The following is a 26,930-nucleotide window of genomic DNA, read 5'->3' on the forward strand; positions in this document are numbered from 1 at the left end:
CCCCGGCAGACAAGGCATTCAGACTGGGTTAACGTGTTTCCACCTCTTTTTTTCGTGACAAGTCACCATGGGCAAACCCACCGCCACCCTCGACTGGCTGCACCGCGCCCCGCATGCCAGTGGCCTGGACCGTATCGAGGCGTACTTTGCCGGCTTCGCCTTTGACCCGCATCGCCATGACACGTACGCCATCGGGCGCACGTTGACCGGTGTGCAGAGCTTTCACTACCGTGGCGATATGATCCACAGCCTGCCCGGCACCACCATGGTGCTTCACCCCGACGAAACCCACGACGGCCACGCCGGCAGTGACGAGGGCTTCAAATACCGGATGATTTACGTCGAGCCCTCACTGATCCAGCAGATCCTCGGCGGCAAACCGTTACCGTTTATCCCCAATGGTTTATCCACCGACCCACGGCTGTTCCGCGCCAGCGAAGTGCTGCTGCAGAACCTGGACAACCCTGTCGATCCGCTGCAGGAACAGGATGCCCTGTTCGACCTGGCCCACGCGCTCAGTAACGTCTCGGGCGGGATCGTCAGCCGCAAGACCTTCGATTACGTCGCAGCCGAACGTGCCCGGGAATTTATCCACAGCGCCTTGGGCCGCAGCATTACCCTGGATGAAATGGCCGACCACGCCGGTCGCGACCGCTGGGCCCTGTCGCGGGATTTTCGCGTGCTGTTCGGTACCAGTCCCTACCGCTACCTGACCATGCGCCGCTTGGACCTGGTGCGCAGCCTGCTCGCCCAGGGCCAATCGCTGGTGGACGCGGCGTTGACCGCAGGCTTCACCGACCAGAGCCACATGACCCGGCAATTTCGCAGCACCTACGGCATGCCGCCGTCGCGCTGGGTGAAGATGTCAGACCGTTTTCAGCGCCGCTAACCCGCCAGGTTGCTTGAGGCGTAGCGCCAACACCGCGCCCGCCAGGGCAATCGCCGCACTCCACCATAACGCCCGCTCGATCCCACCCGCGCTCGCCACCGACACCAGCACCGCCAACCCCAACGCCCCGCCAATCTGCTGGCTGGTGGACGCCATCCCGGCCGCCACGCCCTGCTCGCCTGGCCGGATGCCCAGGCCCGCTGCCACCCACATCGCGGTCCAGGTCATGCCCTGGCCGATGCTCAGGATGAAAATCCCCGGCAGCAGCGACCAGAACCCAACACCGGTCGGCAGTGCCCAGCTCACCAGCGCAATGCCCACCGCTCCGGCGAGTTGCCCGCTGACGAGCGTGTTGCGCAACCCCAGCCGAACCAGCGAGCGCTCCGCCAGCCAGATCCCGGCCGTACACACCAACGTCGCCGGCAAGAACGCCAACCCCGCTTGCAGCACGCTGTAGCCATAGACCTGCTGGTAATACAGCGCCAGGAAGTAGTACTGCACGCCAAAACTGCTCATGAACACCGCTGTCAGCAGCATGGCCATGCGCAGTTCGCGGTAGGCAAGCAAGCGCAACGGCATCAGCGGGTCGCGCCCGCGGTGTTCGATCCAGGCGAACAGTCCGAGCAACGCCAACGCCAGGGCGAGGCACCCCAGGGTCGACGGTGCAGCCCAACCCCATTGCGGCCCCTGCACCAACGAAAACACCAGCAACGTGCCACCGACGGTCACAGCCAACGCGCCGCTGATATCGAAGTTGCGCCCCCGCGCGCGCTCACCATCGGCGGGGATCCAGTAGCGCGCCGCCCATGCACAGCCGCCCGCCAGGGGCACGTTCACCAGGAACACCGCTTCCCAGCCCCACACCTGGGTGAGCACGCCACCAAGCAGTGCGCCCAGCGCCAGCCCAGCCGCAGACGCGGCGCTCCACACGGCAAACGCACGGTTGCGCGCCGGACCTTCGGCATAGTGGGTGTTGATCAGCGCCAGGGTGGCCGGAAACAGCATCGCGCCGCCAACGCCCTGCACCGCCCGCGCCAACACCAGCAATACCGCACTACCGCCCAGCACGGCCGCGAGAGAGGCCAGTGCGTAGAGCGACTGCCCCACCCGGTACAAACGCCGCTTGCCAAGCAAATCGGTAGCCCTGCCGCCCAGCAAAAGGAAACCGCCAAACGCCACGCTGTAGGCGCTCACCACCCATTGCAATTGCGGGGCAGAAAAGTCCAGGTGCGTGCCGATCTGCGGCAAGGCAACAAACACAATGGTGGCATCCAGCGCGATGATCAGCTGCGCCGTGGCCAGCAACGTCAGCATCCAGCCTGAGGGTCGAGAGGGAGACATCACAGCGTCCTGTCCGAAAATGAGAGGCCGTCAGTGTCTTTCATGCTGGATAGATGATAAATAGCGCTATCACTCTTTCAGTAATGACTTTAATCATGGATCTGAACGCTGTCCGCCTACTGGTCCGCGTGGCCGAAACCCGCAGCTTCACCCGCGCAGCGGGTGACCTGGGGCTGACACAATCGGGCCTGTCCCGCGCCATTTCGCGGCTGGAGAACGAGTTGGGGGTTCGCCTGCTGCAACGCAATACGCGCAGCGTCAGCCTCACCCCCGACGGGCAAATGCTGTACGAGCGCAGTGCGCCGTTGCTGGCGGAGTTAGCCGCAGCCGAGAAACTGATGCTCGACCGGCGTAGCACCCCGTCCGGTCTGTTGAAGATCAGTACACCGTCGCTGTTCGGGCGCAAAGTGGTGATGCCGGTGATCGGCGAATTGACCTTGCGCTACCCCGAACTGCGCATCGAGGCGGTGATGACTGACCGCCTGGTGGATATTGTCGACGAGGGCTTCGATGCGTTGTTGCGTACCGGCGAGATCCAGGACCAGCGCCTGATCGCCCGCGCCCTGCCGCCCTTACGCTGGGTCACCGTGGCCGCGCCTGCTTACCTTGCACGCTTCGGAACGCCCAGGAGCGTCACTGAACTCAACGACCACCACTGCCTCACCGTGCGCAATTTGCGCAGCGGCCGCATGGTCGATTGGCAGTTCATGATCGAGGGCAAGATGCAGGACGTGAGTGTCGAAGGGCGGCTGATCTTTGATATCGGCGATGCCCTGGTGGACGGCGCCGTGGGCGGCTTCGGCATCGCCCAGGTGATGGATTTCGCCGTGCGTGACGACCTGGCCGCCGGGCGCCTGGTGCCGATATTGGAAGACGTGGCCGGGCGCAGTCGGGCGATCTCGCTGGTCTATCCGCCGTCCCGGCAATATTCGCCGAAGCTGATGGCGTTTGCCGAAGCGCTCAGCCAGGCACACTGGTAACCCTGTAGGCGCCGGCGCCTACTGGGGCGCATCAGGCAAGGGTGTTACCGGTGACGGGTTGGCCGATCGTAAGGAAATGCCCGCCCGCCACATGGTGCAGGGTGCGCAGCTCATCGTGGCCTTCGAAGTGCCAGTGCCCATCGCTGAACACGCGCTCGTCGGCATAGGCCGCCACGACCTCTCCCAGGAATAGATCGTAGGTCTGCTGGTTGTGCGGCTCGGGCAGCAGGCGACACTCCAGCCAGGCCACGCAGCCTTCCAGCAAGGGCGCTTCGGTGTGTTCACCGTTGAATACCTGCAGGCCGTAGGTGGCAAATTTGTCAGTCTCGGAACCGGTCGTATTGCCCACTGTTTGCACCAGATCAGCCTGGGCCGCGCACGGCACCTGAAGCACAAAGGTGCCGGCGCCTTCCAGCAGTTGGCGGGTCCAGGTGGCTTTATCCAACACCACGGCGACTTTCGGCGGTTCGAAATCCAACGGCATGGCCCAGGCAGCGGCCATGATATTGCGCTGGCCATTGTGCGCGGCGCCGACCAGCACGGTGGGCCCGTGGTTGAGCAAGCGGTAGGCCTTGGACAGCGGAACGGGGCGGCGGTGGGTAGGGCTCATGGAAGGTCGACTCTTCATGCAAGAAAGCCCCTACGATACCTGAAGCCCTGCACTCAACTCGACAGTTGGTTGGCGAACTGGCCTACCGCGCTGACCACCTTCTGGGCGCCGTCCTGGATTTCCACGATCACCGTGCCCGCTTCGGCTGCCAGGGCCAGGCCTTGCTCGGCTTGCATGCGGCCGTCGTTCATGAGGGTCACCGCGTCGCGGGCCATGTCCTGGTTCTGACGCACCACACCAACGATCTCTTCGGTCGCCTTGCTGGTCCGCGATGCCAACTGCCGCACTTCATCGGCTACCACGGCAAAGCCACGGCCCTGCTCACCGGCGCGCGCCGCTTCAATGGCGGCGTTGAGTGCCAGCAGGTTGGTCTGCTCGGCAATGCCGCTGATGGTCTTGACGATGGTGCCGATCACTTGGGACTGAGCGTTCAACGCCTCGATGCCGTCGCCGGCCTGTTGCATGTGCTTGGCCAGGTCGCGCATCACATCCACTGCCTGGGTCACCACGGTGGTACCACGCTGGGCGCTATTGTCGGTGTGCAGCGAGGTGCTGTAGGCAATGTTCGCCGCTTCGGCGACGGCCTGTTCCTGGTTGACCTGGTCGGTGATCACCGTGGCGAACTTGACCACTTTGTACAGCCGGTCATTGGCGTCCAGCACCGGGTTGTAGGTTGCTTCCAGCCACACTACGCGGCCGTGGCTATCGACCCGCTTGAAGCGCGACGCGACGAACTCACCGGCGTTCAGGCGCTTCCAGAAGTCCTGGTACTCGGTGCTGTTGTATTCCTCCGGCTCGCAGAACATCCGGTGATGTTTGCCCTGGATCTGCGCCAGGGTGTAACCCATGCCGCCCAGGAAACGATCATTGGCGGTCAGCACGTGGCCACCCAGGTCAAACTCGATCACGGCCGTAGAGCGCACCAATGCGTTCATGAGGTTTTCATGCTCGCGGGAGGCCTCGATCGTGCGGGTGAGGTCGCTGGAATAAATCGAAAAATGCTTGATGCGCCCATCGGAACCGCGCACCGGCTGCAGAATCGATCGCAGCCACGCCTCTTGGCCATTGCCGCGCATCAGGCGCACGGTGCCGGCGAAATGTTCGCCACGCACCAAGGCGTTCTTGAAGCGTTGCTGGAATTCATCCCTGCGTACGTGGGCCGGCTCCAGGTCTTCGATCGAACGCCCCAGCAGTTGACCACTCTGGTACGCCAGTTCCTGCAGGAAGTTGGCGTTCGCCCACTCCACCCGGCCTTCGGCGTCCAGCGTCAGGCACAGCATTTCACTTTCCAGGCTCTCCTTGACCTGGTTCAAGCTGGACAATTCTTCGCGAAGAGCCGCCAGCTCCTGCTTCAAACGGGTGTTGAACATGGAGCACCAATGACCAAATGAGGGAGATGAATCTGACCTGCATCGGCGCTTCCGGCGTTTTCTTAAGAGGGCTTTGGCCCCCAACCCAACTATATTTTTGGATCCATTAACTGCCGTTATTTCGGCACACCCCCATCACTTGATACTCAAGGGTATTGAGCTTGCCGCTGGCGTCTTCATAGGTCATGCGTGACGGCACCGGGTTGCACGAACGAATCGGCGGCGTGACATTGACCACCTTGGCAATGTCCAGCGTCATGCCATAGCGGTAAGCCTGCACCACGGGTGCCGGCTTGCCTTTCTTGGCCGCGTAGTCGGCCATGGCTTTTTCATTGCGTTCCATCATCAGCGCGAACGTACGATCGCCCCCGCCTTCGGCCACCGCGCCAAAAGACAACATGGCAGTCAACACACCCAGGCCAACGGTATAAAAGTTCATGCTTAGTTCCTCGACTGAAAGTGAAGTGCCGAGACTAACCAACGGACCCTGACGCCACCTTCACCGGAACATTACTTATTTGTTAGATAACAGTGAGTTTCCAGAATTGTAATCAACGTGCCACTTCTTCGTTATCCACGGTTTGCAACTATCAGCCCGGGCCACATCAATAAGAACGCCCTCTCCCATAAGAAGCTGATAACTGCCATTACCCAGGAGCGAACCATGCGTATCCGTCACTACAGCCTTCCCCTATCACTGTGTGCCGCCTTGCCCCTGGCCGCCGCGGCCGTGGAGGACACACCCGAAGGCTTTATCGAAGGCAGCAGCATCAACGTGCTGGCACGTAACTTTTACTTCAATCGCGATGACCGCAAGGGCCAGTCCAGCCCCACCGGCAACGGCTATTCAGAGGCTTGGGCCCAGGGGTTGATCGGTAAGTTCGAGTCTGGCTTTACCCAGGGCACCGTGGGGTTTGGCCTGGACGCGTTCGCCATGGTCGGCGTGAAACTCGACTCGGGCACCGGCCGCAGCGGCGGCAAGGGTTCGTTCGGCATGCTGCCGGTGGACAGCGAAAACCACCCCGAGGACAACTACAGCAAAGTCGGCGGTGCCGCGAAACTGCGTGTGCTGGACACCGTGGTCAAGGCCGGCGACGTATTCCCGTTGAACCCGGTGGTGGCTTACGGCGACTCGCGCGTCTTGCCGGAAAGCTTCCGTGGCGTGACCCTGCAGAACACCAGCCTGGAAGGCCTCAGCCTGCAGGGCGGACGCCTGAGCGGCATGAGCCAGCCGACCGAAAGTGGCATGAACAAAGGTTTCGCGACCTTCTATGCAGGCCAGGTCGACTCGCCCTGGGTCGGCTATTTCGGCGGCGACTACGCCGTCAACAAACACCTCAGCGTCAGCCTCTACAGCAGCCGCCTGAAGGACGCCTGGGACCAGTATTACTTCGGCAGCGCGGCCAGTTATCCGCTGAATGAGGAGGTCTCGCTGTTCGGCGACTTCAACTACTACAAGGCCGTGGACGAAGGTAAAAAACGCCTGGGTGAATTCAACAACACCACCTGGAGCGCCAGGCTCGGGGTGAAGGTCGGCGCCCACAGCCTGGCCGTATCGCACCAGCGCAACAACGGTGATGACGACTTCGATTACCTGCGCCAGTCGGACTCGATCTTCCTGAACAACTCGATCCAGTACAGCGACTTCAACTCGCCCAAGGAGCGCTCGTGGATGGTGCGCTACGACTTGGACATGCAGCCATTGGGCATCCCCGGCCTGTCGTTCATGACCCGCTACGGCAAAGGCACCGATGCCGACTACAGCAACGCCAACGCGGTGTACATGCGTCGCGATGCGGCCGGTGATCCACTGACCGATCAACGTCGCTGGGAGCGGGATATCGAAGCCAAATATGTCGTACAGGCTGGCAACTTGAAGGACTTGTCGCTGCGACTTCGACAGGCGACGGTGCGCTCTAGTGCGTTTGAGTCGGACCTGGAAGAAGTTCGGCTAATTATCGAGTACCCACTCGCGGTGCGCTAAGGCACAGCGCTTACATTCACTTGCCGATGGCCTACATCTCTTCACAAGTTGAAGTCTGTCAGAACTGTAATATTGGCCTCACCGTCTCGTTAAGTTGCACTTTCTACACTGCACACCGAACACATCTCATCTCTGCAGCTTTTGTGTAGCTCCTTTGGAACAGAGATGAATTTTTACGCCCCGACCGGGGCGTTTTTTTTGTGCGATGGCTCAGTGACGAATCGTCGCACCTGCCTGACCGGCCTTGACCCTAAAGCTACTTCACGGTTCAGAGTTCGCGCAAAGCCTGCCCTGCGCCGCGATGAGGCCATGCCCCCTTTCCGTTTTTTTGAAGGTACCCCCCCATGCGTATCCTTGTGGTTGAGGACGAGCAGAAAACCGCCGACTACCTGCAGCAAGGCCTGACCGAAAGCGGTTATGTCGTCGATTGCGCCGCCAGCGGCATTGATGGCCTGCACTTGGCACGGCAACACAGCTACGAATTGGTGATCCTCGATGTCAACTTGCCCAACACCGACGGCTGGGAAGTGCTGGAACAACTGCGCCGCGAAGGCAACCAGCGCGTGATGATGCTGACCGCGCGCGGCCGTTTGGCCGACAAGATCAAGGGCCTGGACATGGGCGCCGATGATTACCTGGTCAAACCCTTCGAGTTTCCCGAGCTGCTGGCCCGTGTGCGCACCCTGCTGCGACGCAGCGAGCACATCCCGGTTCCGGAGGTGCTGCGCGTCTCGGACCTGGAACTGGACCCACGCCGTCATCGCGCCTATCGCGGCAACCGCAGGATCGACCTGACCACCAAGGAGTTCGCCCTGCTGCACGTGCTGATGCGCCAGGCCGGCGAGGTGATGACCCGCACGCAGATCATCTCGCTGGTGTGGGACATGAACTTCGACTGCGACACCAATGTGGTGGAGATCTCAATCAGTCGCCTGCGAGCCAAGGTCGATGACCAGAGCGAGGTGAAGTTGATCCACACCATCCGTGGCGTGGGTTATGTACTGGAGGCACGTGCATGAGGACCAGCAGCCTGTCGATGCGCCTGGGGTTGACGGTCAGCCTGATGGGCGCCGGCCTCGTCGTACTGTTGGCGACCCTGGCGTACCTGGCCCTGACCCACGAGCTGGACAAACTGGCGCGCAAGGGCTTGGAAAACAAGATGGAGCAACTGGAGCACAGCCTTGGCCAGGGCCTCGACGCCCATGACATCAGCAACCGACCCCACTCATTGCTGGACCTGGTGATGGGCCATGACAACATCTACCTGACCATCGTCGGCGCACGCCCCGATGCGCCAGTGCTGCTGAGCGTCGGCGCCAAACCGCAACAGCCATTGCTGCTCGACGTGCCCGCGGGCAAAAACCTGGCCTATCTGAATTGGGTCGATGGCCAGGGCAATCGGATCCTCAGCGCTACCCGCCTGATGTCATTGCAAAGGGGCGAGAACGTGCGCGTGGTGCTGTCGCTGGATCGCTCCGATGATGAAGCGTTGCTCAGTGCCTACCTGCGTTCCACGGTCATCGCCCTGCCGATGTTGCTGATCCTGATCGGCATGGGCGCCTGGTGGCTGGTGCAACGCGGGCTCGCGCCGCTGCAGCAGTTCAGTCGCGTGGCGGCCAAGGTCAGCACCCAGGACCTGACCCATCGCCTGTCCCTGGACAATCTGCCCAAGGAGCTGGGCGAGCTGGCCCAGGGCATCAACTTCATGCTGCACCGCCTCGACGCCGGGGTGCAGCAGCTGTCGCAGTTCTCGGACGATCTTGCTCACGAGTTGCGCGCACCGTTGACCAACCTGATGGGCAAGGCCCAGGTGACCCTTTCACGCGAACGGCCCTCGGACGACTACAAGGCCAGCCTGGAATCCTGCACCGAGGAAATGGAGCGCCTGTCACGAATTGTCTCCGACATGTTGTTCCTGGCCCAGGTCAGCCACCCGGCGGCGCGGGCCGGGTTTGCCCCGGTGTCGTTGGCGCAGGAGGCGCAGCGGGTGATGGAACTGTTTGCCCTGAGCGCCGAGGACAAGCACGTCACCCTGAGCCTGCGCGGCGATGCCTGGGTGACGGGTGATCGCTTGATGATCCAGCGCGCCATTTCCAACCTGCTGTCCAATGCCATTCGCCACACCCCCAGCGCTTCCAGTGTGTTGCTGCTGGTGGAAAGCTATGACCAGAGCGTGTCGCTGTCGGTCGGCAATCCGGGGCGCGGCATCGAAGCCCATCACCTGCCGCACCTGTTCGAACGTTTCTATCGCGCCGACAGCAGCCGCACCCGGGCCGAAGGTGGGACCGGCCTGGGGCTGGCGATTGTGCAGTCGATCATGCACCTGCATCAGGGGCACGCCGACGTCAGCAGCCAGCCGGGCCGTTTCACGCGGTTCAGCCTGGTGTTTCCTCTTCCTTGCGATGCGCCCACTGATACAGCGCCGGCAGCACCAGCAAGGTCAGCAACGTAGAAGAAATGATCCCGCCGATCACCACCGTTGCCAGCGGCCGCTGTACTTCGGCGCCGGTGCCGGTGGCGAGCGCCATGGGAATAAACCCAAGGGATGCCACCAACGCGGTCATGAGCACCGGGCGCAGCCGAGTCAGTGCGCCTTCGTGGATGGCCACCGACAACGAGCGCCCTTCTTCGCGCAAATTACGGATGAAGGCGATCATCACCAGGCCGTTCAGCACCGCCACGCCGGACAAGGCAATGAAGCCCACGCCGGCCGAGATCGACAACGGAATATCCCGCAGCCACAGCGCCATGATCCCACCGGTCAAGGCGAACGGAATGCCGGTAAACACCAGCAAGCCGTCCTTGAGGTTGTTGAACATCATGAACAGCAAGCCGAACACCAGCAGCAACGCCACCGGCACTACAATGCGCAAGCGGTCGGACGCCTCCTTCAGTTGTTCGAACTGCCCGCCCCACGTGGTCCAGTAGCCCGCCGGGACTTTCACCTGGGCGATGAGGGCCGCTTCGGCGTCTTCCACGAACGAGCCGATATCCCGCCCACGCACGTTGGCACTGACGATCACCAGGCGCTTGCCGTTCTCGCGGCTGATCTGGTTCGGGCCCAGTATCAGGTCCAGGCTGGCGACCTGGGACAAGGCGATAAACCCCAACTGGCCAGACGCGTTGCCCGGCACCGGAATCAACAGCCGCGACAGCCCGTCGATATCGGTGCGCAACGCATCGGATAAGCGCACGACCATGTCAAAGCGCCGGTCACCTTCATACAACGTACCCGCCTGGCGGCCTCCGACGGCAACGGCAATGGTGTCCTGCACATCGCCGACATTCAGGCCAAAACGCGCAGCTTTGTCGCGGTCGATATTGATGGTCAGCACCGGCAGGCCAGACGTTTGTTCAACCTTGACTTCAGACGCGCCGCTGAGCTTTTGCAGGGTCTCGGCGATTTCCCCGGCGGTCTTGTTGAGCACGGCCATGTCATCGCCGAACACCTTCACCGCCACGTCGCTGCGTACGCCGGAAATCAGTTCGTTGAAGCGCAGTTGGATCGGTTGCGACAACTCATACGCGCTGCCCGGCACAATCGCACTGGCGCGCTGGATGTCGGCGATCAGTGTCTCGCGCGACTTGCCAGGATCGGGCCACTGGTCCTTGGGCTTGAGCATCACATAGCTGTCGGAGATATTCGGCGGCATCGGGTCGGACGCAATCTCCGCAGTGCCGGTACGCGCAAACACCCGCTCGATTTCCGGCACCTGGGCCATCAAGGTTTTTTCCAGCTGCTGCTGCATCTGTACCGATTGCGTCAGGCTGGTGCCCGGCACGCGCAAGGCCTGTTGGGCAAAGTCGCCCTCGCTGAGGCTGGGGATAAATTCGCTGCCCATGCGGCTGGCGACGGCGCCCGAAGCGACGATGGTCAATACCGCCAGGCCGAATACCAGCGGGCGACGCGCCATGACCCAATCCAGCACCGGGGCATAGACCCGGCGCGCGCTGCGCATGACGAAGTTTTCCTCTTCCTTGACCTTGCCCGTGACGAACAGCGCAATCGCCGCCGGCACGAAGGTCACCGACAGAATCATCGCGCCCAGCAGGGCGATCACCACGGTAAACGCCATCGGGTGGAACATTTTCCCGGCCACCCCGGTGAGGGCGAAGATCGGCAGGTACACCACCATGATGATCAGTTGCCCGAAGATCAACGCCCGCCGCGCCTCCTTGGCTGCCGCGAACACCTCATGCAGGCGTTCGCTGCGGGTGAGCAGGCGACCATGGCGCTGTTGCGCATGGGCCAGGCGGCGGATGGCGTTCTCAACGATCACCACCGCGCCATCGACGATAATGCCGAAGTCCAGCGCGCCGAGGCTCATCAAGTTGGCGCTGACCTTGTTGGTGAACATCCCGGTAAACGTGAACAGCATCGCCAGCGGAATCACCATCGCGGTGATCAGTGCAGCGCGGATATTCCCGAGGAACAGGAACAGCACCGCCACCACCAGCAGCGCACCTTCAAAGAGGTTTTTCTTCACCGTGGCAATGGCTTTTTCGACCAGGTGGGTGCGGTCATAAACGGTGACGGCGACGACCCCTTCGGGCAACGACCGGTTGATCTCTTCGAGTTTTTTTGCCACGGCCTGGGACACGCTGCGGCTGTTTTCGCCGATCAACATGAACACCGTGCCCAATACCACTTCGCGGCCATTTTCCGTGGCGGCTCCGGTGCGCATCTCGCGGCCGATATCGACCTGGGCCACGTTGCGCACGCGAATCGGAGTTCCGTCCGAACTGGTGATGACGATATTGGCGATGTCATCAATGGACGCCAATTGCCCCGGCGCACGGATCAGCAATTGCTCGCCACTGCGCTCGATGTAGCCGGCGCCGACATTGGCGTTGTTACGTTCGAGCGCCGTGACCAGGTCATTCAAGGTCAGGTTGTAGGCAGCCAGGCGCTTGGGGTCGGGCGCAATCTGGTATTCCTTGGCAAAGCCGCCAATGGTGTTGATCTCGGCCACGCCAGGCACGTTGCGCAGTTGCGGCTTGATGATCCAGTCCTGGATGACCCGTAGATCGGTCGGGGTGTAGGGCGTGCCGTCTTCCTTGAGCGCGCCGTCCTTGGCTTCCACGGTCCATAGGAAAATCTCCCCGAGCCCGGTGGAGATCGGCCCCATCGCAGTGTCGATGCCAGCGGGCAATTGCTCACGCGCCACCTGCAGGCGTTCGTTGACCAATTGGCGGGCGAAAAACAGGTCGGTACCGTCCTTGAAAATCACCGTCACCTGGGACAAACCGGAACGCGACAACGAACGGGTCTGCTGCAAACCGGGCAAGCCGGCCATGGCGGTTTCAATGGGAAAGGTAATGCGCTGTTCGGTTTCCAGCGGTGAAAAACCGGCCGCCGCCGAGTTGATCTGCACTTGTACGTTGGTGATGTCAGGCACCGCGTCGATGGGCAACTTCTGGTAGCTGGCGATGCCGACACCGGCCATCAGCAGCACCGCCAGCAGCACGATGATGCGCTGCTCGATGGCAAATTGGATAAGGCGCTCAAACATGGGGAATCACTCGCGGGATCAATGGGCGTGCTCGGCCGAGCCTTTGCCCAGTTCGGACTTGAGGATGAAACTGCCGACCGTGGCCACCTGCGCCCCGGCATCCAGGCCCTGGCGGACTTCGACGTAGCCGTTTTCGCTCGCGCCAAGCTCCAGGTGACGGGTGACAAAACCGTGCTCGGTGCGCATGAACACCGAGGGCTTGTCCTCGACAGTCTGGATCGCCTCCTGGGGTACCGTGACCTTGGCCTGGAGCGTATCGGTGGCCAGCTGCACGCTGACAAACAAACCCGGGCGCCAAGCGTCATCAGGGTTGGGCACGCTCACGCGCACAGTGGCGGTGCGCGTCTGCTCGCCGAGCAGGTTGCCAACATAGGCCACGGTGCCGAGCACCTCAGTACCCATTTCCGTGGAACTGACTTTCACCGGCTTGCCCACGCGCACCTTGTTCAAGTCCTTGGGGAACACGCCGAACGTCACCCACACCTGGGACAGGTCCGAGAGGGTGAAGGCGTTGGTGCTCTCACCCACGACTTCACCCACGCCCAGGTGTTTTTCCACCACCACACCGGCAAAGGGCGCACGCAGTTCGTAGCGATTACCGCCGACCAACACCGCGCTGCCACTCAATGCGCTCATCTTTTGGCGGGCGTTGGCCAGGGCGATTTCGGCTTCTTGCAGGGCCTGGCGCGCCAGCAGGTAGTCCTGCTCGGCGGAGATCTTGTCCTGCCACAACTGCCGCTCTCGCTGGAAGGTGGTGCGGGCCAGTTCGACCCGACGTTCACTGGCAGCCAACTCGCTGCGTTGGTCGGAAATCTGCTGGCTGGCGATCACCGCCAACAACTCGCCCTTCTTCACCGACTGGCCAAGGTTGACCTTGACCGACTCCACCACGCCCGCCGCACGCGGGACAATGTGGGAGGTACGGTCTTCATCGAAGCGCACTTCTCCCGGCAACACCAGCAACGTGCTGATCGAACGCGGCTGAGCCTGGGCGACCTGAATGCCGGCGGCCTGAATCTGCTGCTCGGTGAGTTCAAGCTCGCCTTCTTCTTCATCGGCCTTTGCAAAGCTGGACAGCATCAGGCTCAGGGCGACGGCTAGCGCCACGCCATGGGTGTTGTTCATAGAGGACTCCAGGAAAAATCAAAACCGGGCGAGGTCGCCGTAGATCCGTTCGATACGCACCCAGGCCTCAGTGGCCTGGGCGGTGGCCGTGAGGTACTGGGTGCGGGCCGCAATGAGGGTGCGCTGGGCGTCGAGCACGTCGAGGAAACTGAACTTGCCCATCTCGAAACCGCGAGTGGCGCTGTCCACTGCACTTTGGGCAGCGGGCAGGATCTGCTGGTTGAAGGCGCGCACTTCGGTATTAGCGGTTTGCCACAGGTCGAGGGCCTGTCGGGTTTCGGTGCGCAGGCGCAGTTCGGCGGCGTTGCGCAGGTCGCGCGCCTGGTCGGCGCGGCGAGTCGCTGCCAGCACGTTGCCCTGATTGCGGTTGAACAGCGGGATTGGCATCGACACGCCCACCAGGTTCACGCGCTCGCGCACGCTGGCGTCGTATTGGCTGCCGATGGACACGTCGAGGTCGGGAATGCGCTGGGCTTTTTCCAGGCCGACGCTGGCTTCGTTTTGCAGGATGCTCAGCTCGGCCAGGCGCAGTTCGGCAGTCTGCTCAAGGCGCGCCAACAGGTGGGCGACTGGCGGCAAGGCGGGAGTGAGTTGGTTTTGGCCAGCGACGGCCTGGAAATCCGTTACGGCGCTGCCGGTGCTGGTGGCCAGGCGGCGATAGGCGTCGGTGAGGCCAATTTGCGCGCGGTTCAACTCCAGGCGCATTTCCGACAATTGCACCTGCGCGCGGGTCGCTTCCACCGGCGAGGTCTTGCCTGCGGTGACACGGCCGTTGGCGACGGCCAGTCCGCGCTCGGCCACGTTCATTGAACGCTGCGCCAGGTCAAGGCGCTCCTGGGCGCGCAGGGCCCCGTAGTAGTTGTCGATGACGTCGGCACGCAAGGCATTGCGGCGCTGCGCCAAGGTCAGGGCGGCGGCGTCCTGTGCGCGACTCGCCACATCGATGCGCGCGCTGCGTTTGCCACCCAGTTCCAGGGTCTGGCTGAGTTTCACAGTGGTGGTGCGCGTACTGCGGCGGGTGTCTTCGGCGTCCCAGGAAGCGACCGGGTTGGGGATCAAGCCCGCCTGTTGGCGAGCGCCTTCGGCGATGCCGATTTCCCACTGTGCGGCGGCCAGGTCCGGGTTGTTGGCAAAAGCGGTTTGCAGCGCCGCGTCGAGGGTCAGGGGTTGTGCACCGACCCCTTGCGCCGTCGTCAGCAACACGACGATCGACCACAGCAATGTTCTTGCACGAATTGGCATGACGAGAGTTCCAGGCCCATGAAATGGCGGATAAATCCAAGCCGGGGCACTGTAGCTTTCGGTACTTATCAGAGCGGTGTGCAGAACATTACAAATCCGTTAGCCAGGCTCAGGCATGCACCTCGTCATGTTCGTCATGGGCAAAGCCGTCGCCTTCGACCTGGATGGTCGCGTGGGAAATGTCGAATTGTTCATGCAGCAGTTCCGTCACCTGGGTGAGGATGTGTTGTTCGGTGCTGAGCGCCGAATCCACCACCAGGTGGGTGCTCAGCACATTCTTGCCACTGGTGAGCGCCCAGATATGCAGGTCGTGTACATCCTTGACCCCAGGCACACCGCGAATGGCCTGCTCCACCTGGTCGATATCAATGCCGTCCGGTACGCCTTGCAGCAGCACATTCAGGCTTTCCTTGAGCAACGTCCAGGTACGGGGCAACACCCAGAAACCAATGGCTGCCGCAACCAACGAGTCGACCCAGCCCCAGCCTGTGTAAAGGATCACCAGCGCCGCGATGATCACGCCGATGGAGCCGAGCATATCGCTCCAGACCTCCAGGTAGGCACCCTTCACATTCAGGCTTTCGCCGCTGGCGGCGCTCAACAGCCGCATGGAAATCAGGTTGACGATCAGCCCCAGCACGGCAATCACCAGCATGCCGGTGGACTGTATCTCGGCGGGCGCCTGCAGGCGCTGATACGCCTCGTAGAGGATGTAGAACGCGACAACGAACAACAGCAGCGCATTGAACGCCGCCGCGAGGATTTCGAACCGCGCATAGCCGAAGGTGCGCTTACGGTCGGCGGCACGCTTGGCCACCTGGATCGCCACCAGGGAAATGCCCAGGGCCAGGGCGTCGGTCATCATGTGCGCAGCGTCGGACAAAAGCGCCAAGCTACCCGTGATGAATGCACCAATGACCTCGGCAATCATGAAGCTGCCGGTCAGGCCGAGGGCGAGCCATAACAGACGTTCATGGCCGGCGCGTACCTTGGCGTGGTTGTGTCCTGCGCTCATGGAAAATCCTCAGGGTGGTGGGGCGTGGGGGCCTTATCGCCGGCAATCCGCTTGCTGCGTTAGGGCGAGGGGATCATAGAGCTATAGGCCAGATCGAATGGCACGGGTTGCACAATTGTCATCTGCGCGCCAGGCCGTCGTTACCTGTGGATGCACCAAAAGGGCGCTTGAACGCTCTGGAACAGTTGTATCAGGTATGCTTTTCGAGCAGGAAACAAAAAGAAACATATTTCCCAACCTGTTCGATAAGGAGTCCCGCTTTGGCGTTATCGACTGCTGCGTGGATGGTTCAAGACACCCGCCTCATGTTCTGCGTATTACTGGCGATCGCCAGCATCATCGTGCTGATCAGCGCGACCAAGTTGCCGCCGTTCCTGTCGATCCTGATCGGCACCTTTATCGCCGGCGTGGGCGCAGGCCTGCCGCCAGAAGAGGTGGCCAAGGCGTTCAGTAAAGGCGCGGGGGCGATCCTCGGTGAAGCCGGGATCATCATCGCGCTGGGCTCGATGCTCGGTGCGCTGATGGCGGAATCCGGCGCGGCTGACCGCATTGCCACCACGCTGCTCGGGTTGGGCAAGGGCAGGTCATTACCGTGGGTGATGGCGCTGGTCGCCATGGTGATCGGCTTACCGCTGTTCTTCGAAGTGGGCCTGGTGATGATGGTGCCGATCATCTTTGTGATGGCCAAACGTTCGAACCAGCCGCTGCTGAAAATTGCCATACCGGCGCTGGCCGGCATGACCACCTTGCACGCCCTGATGCCACCGCATCCGGGGCCGTTGATTGCGGTCGGCGCGTTGCACGCCGACCTGGGCCTGACCATGTTGCTGGGCTTCTGCCTGGCGGTGCCGGCAGTGATCCTGGCGGGCCCGCTCTACGGTAACTGGCTGTCCAAACGCCTCCACGTAGATGAACCGGCCGACATCGGCGCGCTGTTCAGCGCACCGCCCAAGGCACCGCGCCAGCCGAGTTTTGGCGTGTCGTTGCTGATTATTCTGTTGCCGGTGATTCTGATGCTGGGCAGCACCCTGGCCAAGGTCGCGCTGCCGGCAGAAAGCACCGTTGGCCTGACCTTGAAGTTCCTCGGCGAACCGCTGATCGCCCTCGGCCTGGCCGTGATCGCCGCCGTGATCTGCCTGGGCTGGGCCGCCGGCATGCCGCGCGCCGACGTCGGCAACACCCTGCGCAAAGCCCTCGCCCCCATCGCCGTATTGCTGCTGACCATCGGCGCCGGCGGTGGCCTCAAGCAAACCCTGCTGGACGCCGGCGTCAGCCAGACCATCAGCAAGGTCGCCGAAGGCGCACACATGCCCTACCTGCTACTGGCGTGGTTGATTGCCGTTGCGTTGCGCCAAGCCACCGGCTCGGCCACCGTCGCCACCACCACGACCGCAGGCATCCTTGCGCCGATGATGGCGGGGTTGGCGGCGACACAAAGCTCATTGGTAGCGCTGGCGATCGGTGCCGGCTCGGTGTTCTTCTGCCACGTCAACGACGCCGGGTTCTGGATGGTGCGTGAGTACTTTGGCTTGCAGTTGAAGCAGACGATCTGGGTATGGTCGGTGCTGCAGACCATTGTGTCGGTCGTGGGGCTGGTGGGTACGCTGCTGCTCTGGCACTTCTTGACTTAACGCCTAGGCAGCCAACGTGTGGCGCTTACCAAACAACGCCACACTCGCCACGCCCACCGCCCCCATCACCACGCAATAGCCCACGCAAATCCACGGGCGGGTGGGCATCAGCGCAATCAGCAGCAACGGCGTCGTGCTTGCCCACAGCGCGTAGGCAATGTTGTAGGTGAAGGAAATCCCCGACACCCGCACCTGCGCCGGGAACAGGCCGACCATCACCGACGGCACCGCGCCCACCACACCGCAACTCAGGCCCGCCACGGCATACGCCGCCCCCAGCCAGACGCCGCCGCTGATCAGGCTGGCGTACAGCAGCGCAATCCCGACCGGCAGCAACAGGCTGTAGACCAGCACCGCGCGCCACGCGCCGATGCGGTCGACCAGCAGGCCAGCCAGGACGCAGCCGATGTTCAGGAACACAATGCCCAGGGCGCTCAGGGCGAAGGTGTGGCTGGGGCTCATGCCGAAGGTTTTCTGCATCATGGTTGGTGTGATGACGACGAGCACCACCACAGCCGAGGTGAGCACACACGTGAGGATCATCGCCGGCAGCAACACCGCGCGGTGGTCGCGCAGTACGGTGCGCAATGGCAGTTCGGCTGACGCCTGGCGGCGGGCCTGCATTTCGAGGAATACCGGGGTTTCGCTGAGCCAGCGGCGCAGCCACACGCCGATCACACCGAACACGCCGCCGAGCAGGAAGGGAAAGCGCCAGGCGTAGTCGAGGATTTCTGCGGGGGTGAACATTTGCGCCAGCAGGGTCGCGGTGAGCGCGCCGAGCAGGTAGCCGAAGGTCAGGCCGGCCTGCAGGAAGCCCAGGGCGTAGCCGCGGTGGTTGGTCGGGGCGTGTTCGGCGACGAAGGTCCAGGCGCTGGGCACTTCACCGCCCACCGCTGCGCCCTGCAGCACGCGCAGCGCCAGCAGGATCAGGGGCGCGAAATAACCGATTTGCGCGTAGGTGGGCATGATCCCGATGAGCAGGCAGGGCAACGCCATCATCAGGATGCTCAAGCTGAACACGCGCTTGCGCCCCAAGTGATCGGCAAAGTGCGCCATCAGGATGCCGCCCAGTGGGCGTGCCAGGTAGCCGGTGACGAAGATGCCGAAGCTTTGCAGCAGGCGCAGCCACTCGGGCATTTCCGGCGGGAAGAACAGCTGGCTCAAGGTCAGCGCAAAAAACACGAAGATAATGAAGTCGTAGATTTCCAGCGCCCCGCCCAGGGCGGCCAAGCCCAGGGTTTTGTAGTCGGAGCGGGAAAAACGCTGCGCCTGTGGGGAAGAGGTGGCAGTCATGTGGAGGCTCGGCAGGCAAACAAAATGGCGTGCAGGTTATGAGCTGGGCCAGGGGATGGCAATCACAGACGATATATTTGTTTTCCTCAACGATCGATGAAGATAACTGCATTCCCATATCAATGGCCGTAGCGGAACATGCCGGAAAATTGCCTGCACCATAATAAATACAAGAGGAAAGACTCGTGGCCGATGCTATCGAAGAAAGCCGCTATGCCCGATTTGCCCTGCGCTGTTCCAACTTCGCCGAACGCTGGTTTCCAGACTCCTGGGTGTTTGCCGCACTTGCCGTGATCATCGTCGCCGTCGCGACCCTGGGCATGGGCGCCGCACCGACCGAAGCCGCCAAAGCTTTTGGCGACGGGTTCTGGAGCCTTATCCCGTTCACCATGCAGATGGCCTTCGTGGTGATCGGGGGCTATGTGGTGGCCAGCTCGCCGCCTGCGGTGAAACTGATCGACCGCCTGGCGCGTATCCCGAAGAACGGCCGCTCAGCCGTGGCCTGGGTGGCGTTGATCTCCATGGTCGCCTCGCTGCTGAACTGGGGCCTGTCCCTGGTGTTTGGCGGCCTGCTGGTGCGGGCACTGGCACGTCGCACGGATTTGCGCATGGACTATCGCGCGGCCGGTGCGGCCGCGTACCTGGGCCTGGGTGCCGTGTGGGCATTGGGGCTGTCGTCGTCGGCGGCACAGTTGCAGGCCAACCCAGCCAGCCTGCCACCGTCGATTCTGTCGATCACGGGCGTGATCCCGTTCACGGACACCATCTTCCTGTGGCAATCCGGCGTGTTGTTGCTGGCGTTGATCGTGGTGTCGCTGATCATCGCCTACGCCACCGCCCCCGGCCCGAACAGCGCTCGCGATGCCAAGGCCTGCGGGGTCGACCCGGCGTTCAACCTGCCCAAGCTGCAAGCCCCTACGCGCCCGGGTGAATGGCTGGAACACAGCCCGCTGCTCACCATTCTGTTGGCGTTGCTGGCGGCCGGCTGGCTGTTCCATGAGTTCTCGACCAAGCCGGCGATCAGCGCCATCTCAGGGCTGAACACCTATAACTTCCTGTTCATCATGGTCGGGGCCCTGTTGCACTGGCGCCCGCGCAGCTTCCTCGATGCGGTCGCCCGCGCAGTGCCAACCACCACCGGCGTGCTGATCCAGTTCCCGCTCTACGGCTCGATTGCTGCGCTGATGACCGTCGTCAAAGGGGGCGACGGCCAGACTCTGGCGCACCATATCTCGACCTTCTTCACCTCCATCGCCTCCCACGACACCTACGCGTTGCTGATGGGCGTGTACTCGGCGGTGTTGGGCTTCTTCATCCCATCGGGCGGTGGCAAGTGGATCATCGAAGCGCCTTACGTGATGCAAGTGGCCAATGACCTGCAATACCACCTGGGCTGGGCGGTGCAGATCTACAACGCCGCCGAGGCGCTGCCAAACCTGATCAACCCGTTCTACATGCTGCCATTGCTGGGAGTATTGGGCTTGAAGGCGCGGGACTTGATCGGTTTTTCGTTCGTGCAATTGCTGGTGCACACGCCGCTGGTGCTGTTCCTGCTGTGGGCGCTGGGGACGACGTTGAAGTATTTGCCGCCAGTGATGCCCTGACACGGTCAGTGTGGGAGCGGGCTTGCTCGCTCCCACAGTGGTGATCTGGGGCCCCGCTGGACTGTCTTCGTTCCGTCACATTCCATTGCTACCGTCCTGCGAAATATCTTGCAACATTTCGCCAGGACTCCCCCACCATGAGTGACGATCACGAAGACCGCCCTGCTTCCGATTCCGAAGCGCAACCGCCCGTAGACACCAGCCGCCGGCGTTTCCTGGGGGGGGCGGCGGTATTGGGGGTCGGTGCGACCTTGAGTGGTTGCGGCAATACCAGCGAGGCACCGGGCAAACCGGTGGCGCGGCCGCTCACGCCGCAGGAATTGGACAAGGCCTTGCACGACCAGGTGAAAACCGTGGTGGTGATCTATGCCGAGAACCGCAGCTTCAACAACCTGTTTGCCGACTTCCCCGGTGTGGAGAAACCGCTGTCGGCACTGTCGGCCGCCGACACCCAGCAACGCGACCGCGACGGCAGCGTGCTGACTACCCTGCCCCCGGCCTGGGGTGGCGTGCTACAGGTCGGCCCACAAACGGTGGACGGGGTGACCTACCCCAGCGAAGTCCAATTCCAGGAAAACCTCCCCAACGCGCCGTTCGCCCTCAAGGGCCCGAACGCCGAAGACCTGCCCCTGAGCCTGGTCACTCGCGACTTGTGGCACGTGTTCTATCAAAACCAGATGCAGATCAACGGCGGCAAGAACGACGGTTTCGTCGCCTGGGCCGATTCCGGTGGCCTGGTGATGGGCCATTACGCCCAGAGCCGCTACTCCCTGCGATTGTGGGACGTGGCCAAGGAGTTCGTGCTCTGCGATAACTTCTTCCAGGGTGCGTTCGGTGGCTCGTTCCTCAACCATCAGTACCTGATCAGCGCCACCGCGCCGTTCTACCCGAATGCCGCGCAATCGGTGGCCAAGGCCCAGATCGCCACGCTGCAAAGCGATGACCCTGCCGACCCGCGCCTCAAGCCACTGGACAAGTCTCCTGCCAGCGCCATGAGTGGCCCGCCGCAGTTCGGTCCCAGCGCCTTGACCCCGGATGGTTACGGCGTGAATACCCTGGCCCCGCCCTATTGGCCGACCTGGATCCGCGACCCGGAAAACCCGGATTACTCCAAGCCCGACCTGCCCAACGTGCTGGTGCCGCAAACCCACGAGCACATCGGTGACAAGCTGTCGAAAAAGAACATCGATTGGGCGTGGTACGCCGGTGCATGGCAAGCGACCCTGGACCAGTTCAAGGATTCGGGCGGTATCCCGAAGATTCCGAACTTCCAGTATCACCACCAACCGTTCAACTACTTCAAGCAACAAGGTCCGCAGAATCGGGCCGAGCGTGATAAGCGTCTGCGCGATGGCGGTTTGGGTGACGAATCAAGCACCAACCGGTTCTTTGCCGATGCCGAGGCCGGCAAGCTGCCCGCCGTGACCTTCTACAAACCCCAAGGCAACCTGAACATGCACGCGGGCTATGCCGACGTGGCCTCGGGTGACCGCCATATCGCGCGTGCCTTGAAAGTGCTGCAAGAGAGCCCGCAGTGGAACAATATGGTAGTCGTAGTGACCGTCGATGAGAACGGCGGTTGGTGGGACCACGTGGCACCGCCCAAGGGCGACCGTTGGGGCCCGGGTACGCGCGTCCCGGCGCTTGTGGTGTCGCCGTTCGCCCGCAAAGGCACGGTCGACCATACGGTGTATGACACCGCATCGATCCTGCGCCTGATCACCCGGGTATTCCAACTGGAGACCCTGGATGGCCTCAAGCAACGCGATGACGCAATGATCGCCCGTGGCCAGAAACCCATGGGCGACTTGAGCAACGCCTTGCAGTTCAACCGGTAGGTTTTCTTATCCAATAGCGACACGCCCGGTGATTTAGCACGCGGTTTTCCTGGTCAGCCGCTACTGTGTGGAGGTGGGCTTTTCACCCCGCGCAGACGGGCTTTCGCTGACAAGGAAACAACAATGTTCAAACCGACCAGGCTGTCCTTCATCCTGGCCGCACTGATGGCGAGTGCGGTCGCTCAGGCCGACATCGAGGTTCCGCTGGGGAGCACCCAGCGCGTGACCCAACTGTTCGCCTACCCCAATAACTGCAATGTGATCTGTTTTCGGCCATGGACGCTGGAGCAGACGGCCGAGCATTATCTGAACCAGAGCCTGCAACGGGACGGGTACGGTCGGGCGAAAGTCAGCGTCAAGACCCATGACGGGCAGGTCTCAGCGAGCTTCAGTGGTGTACCGGACAGTTATGGCCAGCCCCTGACGGCGCTGCTCGACACCGCCGACCTCGCCTATCAAGGCGCCAGCCAGCTCAACAGCGACGGCAAGTGGGCCTATAACTGGTACCTGTTCCTGCCGCTGGGCATGGCGCTGGAGAACCGCAAAAGCATCGAGCTTTTGCACTTCCCACCCGATTACTCGCTGACCCAAGCCCAGGACTACCTGGAGTCGGCCACCACCGACCGCTGGGCCACCTTGCTCACGGACAATGGCATCCCGGCCACCGAAACGCCGGCTTACCAGACCATCATCGATATCGCGCCCATCGCGGCACCGTCCAACGCGGGCAAGGACCTGGAAACTGTCTACAGCTATTTCACCGACTACCAGACGCGCATGGTCCAGGAACTGAGCCTGTCCGCCAAAGGCGCGTTGCCGATGGTGGCGTTTGGCGCGCCGGTGCGCAATTGGATCAAGCAACAGTACGGGCAGACCGTGAACGTGTTGAGCCTGGCGCAGATCAACCCGGTCGCAGGCAAAACCGTCCCGGTGCTGGGCGCGAACCACCCCAGTTACATCTGGTATGCCGCCAGCCCCGACACCTACGAGGGCGATAAGCAGAAAGCCGACGAGGCCGGTTTGAAGGTCATGGGCCAGGACCTGAGCGCCGCCTGCTGGCAAGCCGGTATGGGGCAGAAGCCGGCGAGCGATCCGAATGTGCTGCTCAAGGCGTGCATGAACACCTGGCAGGTCACACGCAAGGAGCAAACCTGCGAGTTGTTCTATACATCGGTACGCAACCTGTCCCCGGAGGACGCAAACGCGAAATGCGCCACGCCCGCCATCAAGACCCAGTTGAAACAATTGAGGAACGCCGCGCCCACCCCGGCCATTAGCGCCCCGGCGCTGTAGGTCACACAAAGACAACCGATTTCTACTGTCAACATTGACAGTAGAAATCGGCGCCCTGTTCAGCGAGTCTTGAGCTGCGCCCATCAGCTGCAAGACTGGTAGTCAGGCACCACCCGCAGGTCGATGCAGCCTAAACCAGGAGAGTTATGAAGACTCAAGCCATGGATAAGGCTAAAACTGCTGTGAGTGAATGCCTTTACCCTTTCAAGTCCAAGCTCGGACAAGGCGGCTACCCTTCGAGCGAGCAATTCGAGGTTGTGCGAGACACCAGCGGCATGGGTGCACGGATCAAGACGCGTGTGGCCTTCGACAGCCGCATATGCATCGCCAGGATCTCCGGCTACGCCCTGAGCGAGCGACGCCTGCACACCTTGCAGTTGTCACCCCGTATCCACCTCTACGACTGTTGGTTCAGTGGGCTGTTCTCACACTCGTGTGAACCGAACGTGTTTCTCGACCTGCACTACCTGGAAGTCTGGGCGCTGCATGAAATCCGTGCAGGCACGCTGCTGACCATGGACGTCGCGACCACCGAAGACGTGCTGTCCCGGCAGTTCGCCTGCCAATGTGGCGAACTGAACTGCCGGGGCTGGATTACCGGCCACGATGAGCCATTGAACGCCGAGGGACAGGCGTTCATGGCCCAGTGGCGCGAGCGCAAACGCCGTTAGGCTTCACCCAACGGACGCAGGCGATATTGCGGCGGCAACTGCTCGAACCCGCTGATGGTGGTGTTCAAGCTTTTCCAGCGGCCATCCTTGATGCCATAGATGCAGCCATGGATCGACAGGCTCTGCCCGCGGTGCCAGGCGTTTTGCACAATGCTGGTATGACCGACATTGGCCACTTGCTGGATCACGTTCAGCTCGCACAGACGGTCGACGCGCTCTTCTTCAGTCGGCAACTGGGCCAGCACGTCGCGGTTTTCGTAGTAGAGGTCGCGAATGGTGCGCAACCAGCCGTCGATCAGACCGAACTGACGGTCCTGCATCGAGGCGCGCACGCCGCCACAGCCATAGTGGCCAGTGACAAGGATGTGTTTAACCTTGAGCACGTCCACCGCGTACTGGATCACCGACAGGCAGTTGAGGTCGGTGTGCAACACGACGTTGGCCACGTTACGGTGCACGAACAGATCACCGGGCAGCATGCCGACGATCTCGTTGGCCGGTACCCGGGCATCGGAGCAACCGATCCAGAGGTATTCCGGGGTTTGCTGGCGGGCGAGCTTGGCGAAGAACTCGGGATCTTCCTGTTTGATCGCGTCCGCCCAGCGTTCATTGTTGTCAAGCAGGTCTTGTAGTTCGTTCATCAGGGAAAGCCTCAGGAATGATGCGCAGTTTTGTGACTGACAACCCCTCGTCCAGGTCACGCCGCGCGCAAATTAGCTTGAATCTTTGGGGAGCAGCGCCTGTCCACACACTATAAGCCCCACAGTATGAGGATTGGCCATGACTGAATCACGACGTCCCTACGGTGCTACGCAGCCCGAACCCATTGATGACACCGAAGACCGCATGGGCTCGATGCGCGAGCTGGATTTTGACCAGGAAACACCGACGGCGGAAATTGGCGATGAGATCCCGCCCCGCGAGCGCGAGCACCTGATGCCCGACGAACGCGTGCGAGAGGCCGGGATGACCGGTGCTTCGACGGATGATCATGAATCGACTGACGATGACATGAGCCCCGAAACGCTGATCCATGAAGATGGCGCGCGGGATGCCCAGGAAGCCGGGGAAGGCGAGCAGGCAGATTGGGACTTGAGTATCGTCGATGAAGACGAGATTGGCGGCGGGAATGGGTTGGATGAAGCCGAGCTGGCCGACATCGACCCCGTCGACGGCAACCGCTGAACCAGCAGAACCCGCTGTGAAACGCGGCGTCTGTGGCAGCTGGCTTGCCTGCGATTGCGCGGGTGAAACCACCATCGCGATGGCGGGCAAGCCGACTGCCACAAGGGATCGAGCGCTTAATCCACGAGGGTGCAGGCCATCACGACCGCATCTTCGCGGCCGCCTACGGCTGGGTAGTAGTCCCGGCGACGGCCGATTTCATTGAAGCCATAACGCTCATACAAGCGAAATGCGCCAGTGTTGCTGTCGCGTACTTCCAGGAAGCATTCCCGGGCGTTGGCGGCATAGGCGCGGGACATCAGGTGTTCCAGCAACGCCAGGCCAAGGCCACGGCCCTGGTTTTCCGGCTTGACGGTGATGTTCAACAGATGAGCCTCGTCGAGGATGATCTGCACCACCCCGTGCCCCACCTGCTGCTCACCTTCAAACATCAGCCAGATCTGGTACTTGCCCAGTCCGTCAAGGAAGATTCCACGGGTCCAAGGGTGGCTGAACGCCGCGTATTCGATTTTCAGCACGGCGTCGAGGTCGGCCTCGGTCATCGGGCGGAAGGATAAAGCCTCACTCATCGGTTGTTTTCCAGCGCGCCATCAGCCGGCGCATGGCTTGCCAGACATCAGCCTTACGCTGTGGCTCTTCCATTAATAATTCCAGGCCCGGCAGGGCCCACACCGACCCCAGGCTTTCGACCTGGAGTTCGCGGTACCAGGCTTCGGCATTGGCTTCGCCGGCAAACCGCACAGCGGGCAAGCCGATCAGCCACAGGCACACGCAGGGTTCATCTTCCAAGCGCGCCGACACAAAGCCTTGCACAAAATCCCGCGCAGCTTCCGGGCCCTGGTCCATGGTGCCGCGTACCAGCAACGGCCAGCGCACCGGGTCGCCGACGATCTGTGGGCTGTCGGGCAGGCCGGCGGCGCGCAGCATGTCCTTGAGCAGCATGTAGGCGGGGTCGCGGGTCTGGAAACGTTCGCCGGTTGGCAATTCCACCAGTAGCAGGCAACGCCCGGCCCGCAGCAATTGCAGGGCGAAACGCGGAGGCGGCACCACCGGCGCCTTGACCACCGCTGCAGGCTCATCGACCACCTTGGCTGCCTTGGCCACGGGCGCGGGGCGCGGCACTTCGATCTTAGCCCGTTCGACGGCCGGACGCGTTTGCGGGGTGGGTTTGACCACCGCTACCGGCGCGGCCGCCTCCTCACCCGAGGACTCGAACGCCTCATAGGGCTCGGGCGCCTGTAACAGCTCGGGCCGCGACGGCGCGGCAAACGGCAGTTCGGTGCGGGGCAGCCAGTTGACCACCTGCATGGCGGTCAAGTAAGCGCGACGTCGGGACTCGATAAGCA

The 26,930-nt window shown here is 62.3% G+C and carries 23 protein-coding genes and 1 pseudogene; 11 read left to right on the plus strand and 13 right to left on the minus strand.

What is annotated here, in order from left to right; translation table 11 throughout:
- The first annotated feature begins 67 nt into the window (after positions 1-67).
- Positions 68-889: an AraC family transcriptional regulator gene (locus CQ002_RS06745; RefSeq protein WP_105161610.1), complete on the plus strand. Its 822-nt coding sequence runs from the start codon at positions 68-70 to the stop codon at positions 887-889.
- On the opposite strand, the gene CQ002_RS06750 is transcribed toward CQ002_RS06745, so the two are convergent.
- Positions 866-2,203 carry an MFS transporter gene (locus tag CQ002_RS06750; protein WP_098465721.1) on the minus strand — a complete coding sequence of 446 codons (1,338 nt, stop codon included), beginning with the start codon at positions 2,201-2,203 and terminating at the stop codon, positions 866-868. The two genes, CQ002_RS06745 and CQ002_RS06750, sit on opposite strands and share 24 nt — an antisense overlap.
- Before the next feature lie 122 nt (positions 2,204-2,325).
- On the opposite strand from CQ002_RS06750, the gene CQ002_RS06755 reads away from it, so the two are divergent.
- Positions 2,326-3,210 carry a LysR family transcriptional regulator gene (locus CQ002_RS06755; RefSeq protein ID WP_105161609.1) on the plus strand — a complete coding sequence of 295 codons (885 nt, stop codon included), beginning with the start codon at positions 2,326-2,328 and terminating at the stop codon, positions 3,208-3,210.
- 31 nt (positions 3,211-3,241) lie between these two features.
- Here CQ002_RS06755 and CQ002_RS06760 read toward each other — a convergent pair whose 3' ends face one another.
- The 4 genes and pseudogenes from CQ002_RS06760 to CQ002_RS06770 all read right to left on the minus strand — a co-directional run bounded on the left by CQ002_RS06760 (position 3,242) and on the right by CQ002_RS06770 (position 5,629).
- Positions 3,242-3,820 carry a flavin reductase family protein gene (locus tag CQ002_RS06760; protein WP_105161608.1) on the minus strand — a complete coding sequence of 193 codons (579 nt, stop codon included), beginning with the start codon at positions 3,818-3,820 and terminating at the stop codon, positions 3,242-3,244.
- A gap of 53 nt (positions 3,821-3,873) precedes the next feature.
- Positions 3,874-4,305, minus strand: a complete 432-nt coding sequence (locus CQ002_RS28745; RefSeq protein WP_371919442.1) for a methyl-accepting chemotaxis protein — start codon at positions 4,303-4,305, stop codon at positions 3,874-3,876.
- A 108-nt stretch (positions 4,306-4,413) separates the two neighbouring features.
- Positions 4,414-5,190: pseudogene (locus CQ002_RS28750) on the minus strand (PAS domain-containing protein); the annotation flags it as partial.
- 106 nt (positions 5,191-5,296) lie between these two features.
- The gene (locus CQ002_RS06770) at positions 5,297-5,629 is read right to left on the minus strand and encodes a DUF2790 domain-containing protein (protein WP_034101957.1); all 333 of its coding nucleotides are present in this window, start codon (positions 5,627-5,629) and stop codon (positions 5,297-5,299) included.
- Positions 5,630-5,854: 225 nt separating this feature from the next.
- Here CQ002_RS06770 and CQ002_RS06775 point away from each other — a divergent pair, with 225 nt between their 5' ends.
- From CQ002_RS06775 to CQ002_RS06785, 3 genes are all read left to right on the plus strand, one after another.
- Positions 5,855-7,174 (plus strand): OprD family porin, encoded by a 1,320-nt coding sequence (locus CQ002_RS06775; protein ID WP_105161607.1) that lies wholly within the window; start codon positions 5,855-5,857, stop codon positions 7,172-7,174.
- Positions 7,175-7,518: 344 nt separating this feature from the next.
- The gene (locus CQ002_RS06780) at positions 7,519-8,193 is read left to right on the plus strand and encodes a heavy metal response regulator transcription factor (RefSeq protein WP_105161606.1); all 675 of its coding nucleotides are present in this window, start codon (positions 7,519-7,521) and stop codon (positions 8,191-8,193) included.
- Complete coding sequence (locus CQ002_RS06785; protein ID WP_034101951.1) at positions 8,190-9,626, plus strand: heavy metal sensor histidine kinase; 1,437 nt, start codon at positions 8,190-8,192, stop codon at positions 9,624-9,626. Before CQ002_RS06780 ends, CQ002_RS06785 begins: the two co-directional genes overlap by 4 nt.
- Here the strand turns inward: CQ002_RS06785 and CQ002_RS06790 are convergent.
- The 4 genes from CQ002_RS06790 to CQ002_RS06805 all read right to left on the minus strand — a co-directional run bounded on the left by CQ002_RS06790 (position 9,550) and on the right by CQ002_RS06805 (position 16,069).
- Positions 9,550-12,687, minus strand: a complete 3,138-nt coding sequence (locus CQ002_RS06790) for a CusA/CzcA family heavy metal efflux RND transporter (protein ID WP_105161605.1) — start codon at positions 12,685-12,687, stop codon at positions 9,550-9,552. The genes CQ002_RS06785 and CQ002_RS06790 overlap by 77 nt on opposite strands.
- A gap of 18 nt (positions 12,688-12,705) precedes the next feature.
- The gene (locus tag CQ002_RS06795) at positions 12,706-13,812 is read right to left on the minus strand and encodes an efflux RND transporter periplasmic adaptor subunit (RefSeq protein WP_098465716.1); all 1,107 of its coding nucleotides are present in this window, start codon (positions 13,810-13,812) and stop codon (positions 12,706-12,708) included.
- Between the two features lie 18 nt (positions 13,813-13,830).
- Positions 13,831-15,054, minus strand: a complete 1,224-nt coding sequence (locus CQ002_RS06800) for a TolC family protein (RefSeq protein ID WP_105161604.1) — start codon at positions 15,052-15,054, stop codon at positions 13,831-13,833.
- Between the two features lie 109 nt (positions 15,055-15,163).
- Positions 15,164-16,069: a cation diffusion facilitator family transporter gene (locus tag CQ002_RS06805; RefSeq protein ID WP_034101943.1), complete on the minus strand. Its 906-nt coding sequence runs from the start codon at positions 16,067-16,069 to the stop codon at positions 15,164-15,166.
- 260 nt (positions 16,070-16,329) lie between these two features.
- Here CQ002_RS06805 and CQ002_RS06810 point away from each other — a divergent pair, with 260 nt between their 5' ends.
- Entirely contained in the window at positions 16,330-17,700 is a 1,371-nt protein-coding gene (locus CQ002_RS06810) for a gluconate:H+ symporter (protein ID WP_098465713.1), read from the plus strand.
- Between the two features lie 3 nt (positions 17,701-17,703).
- On the opposite strand, the gene CQ002_RS06815 is transcribed toward CQ002_RS06810, so the two are convergent.
- Positions 17,704-18,993 (minus strand): MFS transporter, encoded by a 1,290-nt coding sequence (locus tag CQ002_RS06815; RefSeq protein ID WP_034101939.1) that lies wholly within the window; start codon positions 18,991-18,993, stop codon positions 17,704-17,706.
- A gap of 185 nt (positions 18,994-19,178) precedes the next feature.
- Between CQ002_RS06815 and CQ002_RS06820 the strand changes: the two genes are divergently transcribed.
- The 4 genes from CQ002_RS06820 to CQ002_RS06835 all read left to right on the plus strand — a co-directional run bounded on the left by CQ002_RS06820 (position 19,179) and on the right by CQ002_RS06835 (position 24,399).
- Entirely contained in the window at positions 19,179-20,597 is a 1,419-nt protein-coding gene (locus tag CQ002_RS06820; RefSeq protein WP_034101937.1) for a short-chain fatty acid transporter, read from the plus strand.
- A gap of 137 nt (positions 20,598-20,734) precedes the next feature.
- Positions 20,735-22,435 (plus strand): acid phosphatase, encoded by a 1,701-nt coding sequence (gene acpA / locus CQ002_RS06825; protein WP_034101934.1) that lies wholly within the window; start codon positions 20,735-20,737, stop codon positions 22,433-22,435.
- 123 nt (positions 22,436-22,558) lie between these two features.
- Positions 22,559-23,728 (plus strand): hypothetical protein, encoded by a 1,170-nt coding sequence (locus CQ002_RS06830; RefSeq protein ID WP_034101932.1) that lies wholly within the window; start codon positions 22,559-22,561, stop codon positions 23,726-23,728.
- Positions 23,729-23,874: 146 nt separating this feature from the next.
- Complete coding sequence (locus CQ002_RS06835) at positions 23,875-24,399, plus strand: SET domain containing protein (RefSeq protein ID WP_034101930.1); 525 nt, start codon at positions 23,875-23,877, stop codon at positions 24,397-24,399.
- Here CQ002_RS06835 and can read toward each other — a convergent pair.
- Positions 24,396-25,040, minus strand: coding sequence for a carbonate dehydratase (gene can, locus CQ002_RS06840; RefSeq protein WP_025856499.1), 645 nt, complete (start codon positions 25,038-25,040; stop codon positions 24,396-24,398). The two genes, CQ002_RS06835 and can, sit on opposite strands and share 4 nt — an antisense overlap.
- A 139-nt stretch (positions 25,041-25,179) precedes the next feature.
- On the opposite strand from can, the gene CQ002_RS06845 reads away from it, so the two are divergent.
- Positions 25,180-25,584, plus strand: coding sequence for a hypothetical protein (locus tag CQ002_RS06845; RefSeq protein ID WP_034101927.1), 405 nt, complete (start codon positions 25,180-25,182; stop codon positions 25,582-25,584).
- 116 nt (positions 25,585-25,700) lie between these two features.
- Here the strand turns inward: CQ002_RS06845 and rimI are convergent, their stop codons facing one another.
- Positions 25,701-26,153 (minus strand): ribosomal protein S18-alanine N-acetyltransferase, encoded by a 453-nt coding sequence (gene rimI, locus CQ002_RS06850; protein ID WP_003188286.1) that lies wholly within the window; start codon positions 26,151-26,153, stop codon positions 25,701-25,703.
- Positions 26,146-26,892 (minus strand): hypothetical protein, encoded by a 747-nt coding sequence (locus tag CQ002_RS06855; protein WP_052211063.1) that lies wholly within the window; start codon positions 26,890-26,892, stop codon positions 26,146-26,148. Before CQ002_RS06855 ends, rimI begins: the two co-directional genes overlap by 8 nt.
- Positions 26,893-26,930: the final 38 nt, after the last annotated feature.

It is taken from the genome of Pseudomonas sp. MYb13, from assembly GCF_002980075.1.
GTDB lineage: Bacteria > Pseudomonadota > Gammaproteobacteria > Pseudomonadales > Pseudomonadaceae > Aquipseudomonas > Aquipseudomonas lurida.

Coding starts and splice junctions, on each gene's coding strand:
- CQ002_RS06760 (WP_105161608.1), bottom strand. CDS start 3,820: ATGAGCCCTACCCACCGCCGCCCCGTTCCGCTGTCCAAGGCCTACCGC.
- CQ002_RS06775 (WP_105161607.1), top strand. CDS start 5,855: ATGCGTATCCGTCACTACAGCCTTCCCCTATCACTGTGTGCCGCCTTG.
- CQ002_RS06770 (WP_034101957.1), bottom strand. CDS start 5,629: ATGAACTTTTATACCGTTGGCCTGGGTGTGTTGACTGCCATGTTGTCT.
- CQ002_RS06780 (WP_105161606.1), top strand. CDS start 7,519: ATGCGTATCCTTGTGGTTGAGGACGAGCAGAAAACCGCCGACTACCTG.
- can (WP_025856499.1), bottom strand. CDS start 25,040: ATGAACGAACTACAAGACCTGCTTGACAACAATGAACGCTGGGCGGAC.
- CQ002_RS06790 (WP_105161605.1), bottom strand. CDS start 12,687: ATGTTTGAGCGCCTTATCCAATTTGCCATCGAGCAGCGCATCATCGTG.
- CQ002_RS06835 (WP_034101930.1), top strand. CDS start 23,875: ATGAAGACTCAAGCCATGGATAAGGCTAAAACTGCTGTGAGTGAATGC.
- CQ002_RS06750 (WP_098465721.1), bottom strand. CDS start 2,203: ATGCTGACGTTGCTGGCCACGGCGCAGCTGATCATCGCGCTGGATGCC.
- CQ002_RS28745 (WP_371919442.1), bottom strand. CDS start 4,305: ATGCGCGACCTGGCCAAGCACATGCAACAGGCCGGCGACGGCATCGAG.
- CQ002_RS06805 (WP_034101943.1), bottom strand. CDS start 16,069: ATGAGCGCAGGACACAACCACGCCAAGGTACGCGCCGGCCATGAACGT.
- CQ002_RS06815 (WP_034101939.1), bottom strand. CDS start 18,993: ATGACTGCCACCTCTTCCCCACAGGCGCAGCGTTTTTCCCGCTCCGAC.
- CQ002_RS06845 (WP_034101927.1), top strand. CDS start 25,180: ATGACTGAATCACGACGTCCCTACGGTGCTACGCAGCCCGAACCCATT.
- CQ002_RS06745 (WP_105161610.1), top strand. CDS start 68: ATGGGCAAACCCACCGCCACCCTCGACTGGCTGCACCGCGCCCCGCAT.
- rimI (WP_003188286.1), bottom strand. CDS start 26,153: ATGAGTGAGGCTTTATCCTTCCGCCCGATGACCGAGGCCGACCTCGAC.
- CQ002_RS06785 (WP_034101951.1), top strand. CDS start 8,190: ATGAGGACCAGCAGCCTGTCGATGCGCCTGGGGTTGACGGTCAGCCTG.
- CQ002_RS06800 (WP_105161604.1), bottom strand. CDS start 15,054: ATGCCAATTCGTGCAAGAACATTGCTGTGGTCGATCGTCGTGTTGCTG.
- CQ002_RS06795 (WP_098465716.1), bottom strand. CDS start 13,812: ATGAACAACACCCATGGCGTGGCGCTAGCCGTCGCCCTGAGCCTGATG.
- CQ002_RS06830 (WP_034101932.1), top strand. CDS start 22,559: ATGTTCAAACCGACCAGGCTGTCCTTCATCCTGGCCGCACTGATGGCG.
- CQ002_RS06755 (WP_105161609.1), top strand. CDS start 2,326: ATGGATCTGAACGCTGTCCGCCTACTGGTCCGCGTGGCCGAAACCCGC.
- CQ002_RS06855 (WP_052211063.1), bottom strand. CDS start 26,892: ATGCAGGTGGTCAACTGGCTGCCCCGCACCGAACTGCCGTTTGCCGCG.
- acpA (WP_034101934.1), top strand. CDS start 20,735: ATGAGTGACGATCACGAAGACCGCCCTGCTTCCGATTCCGAAGCGCAA.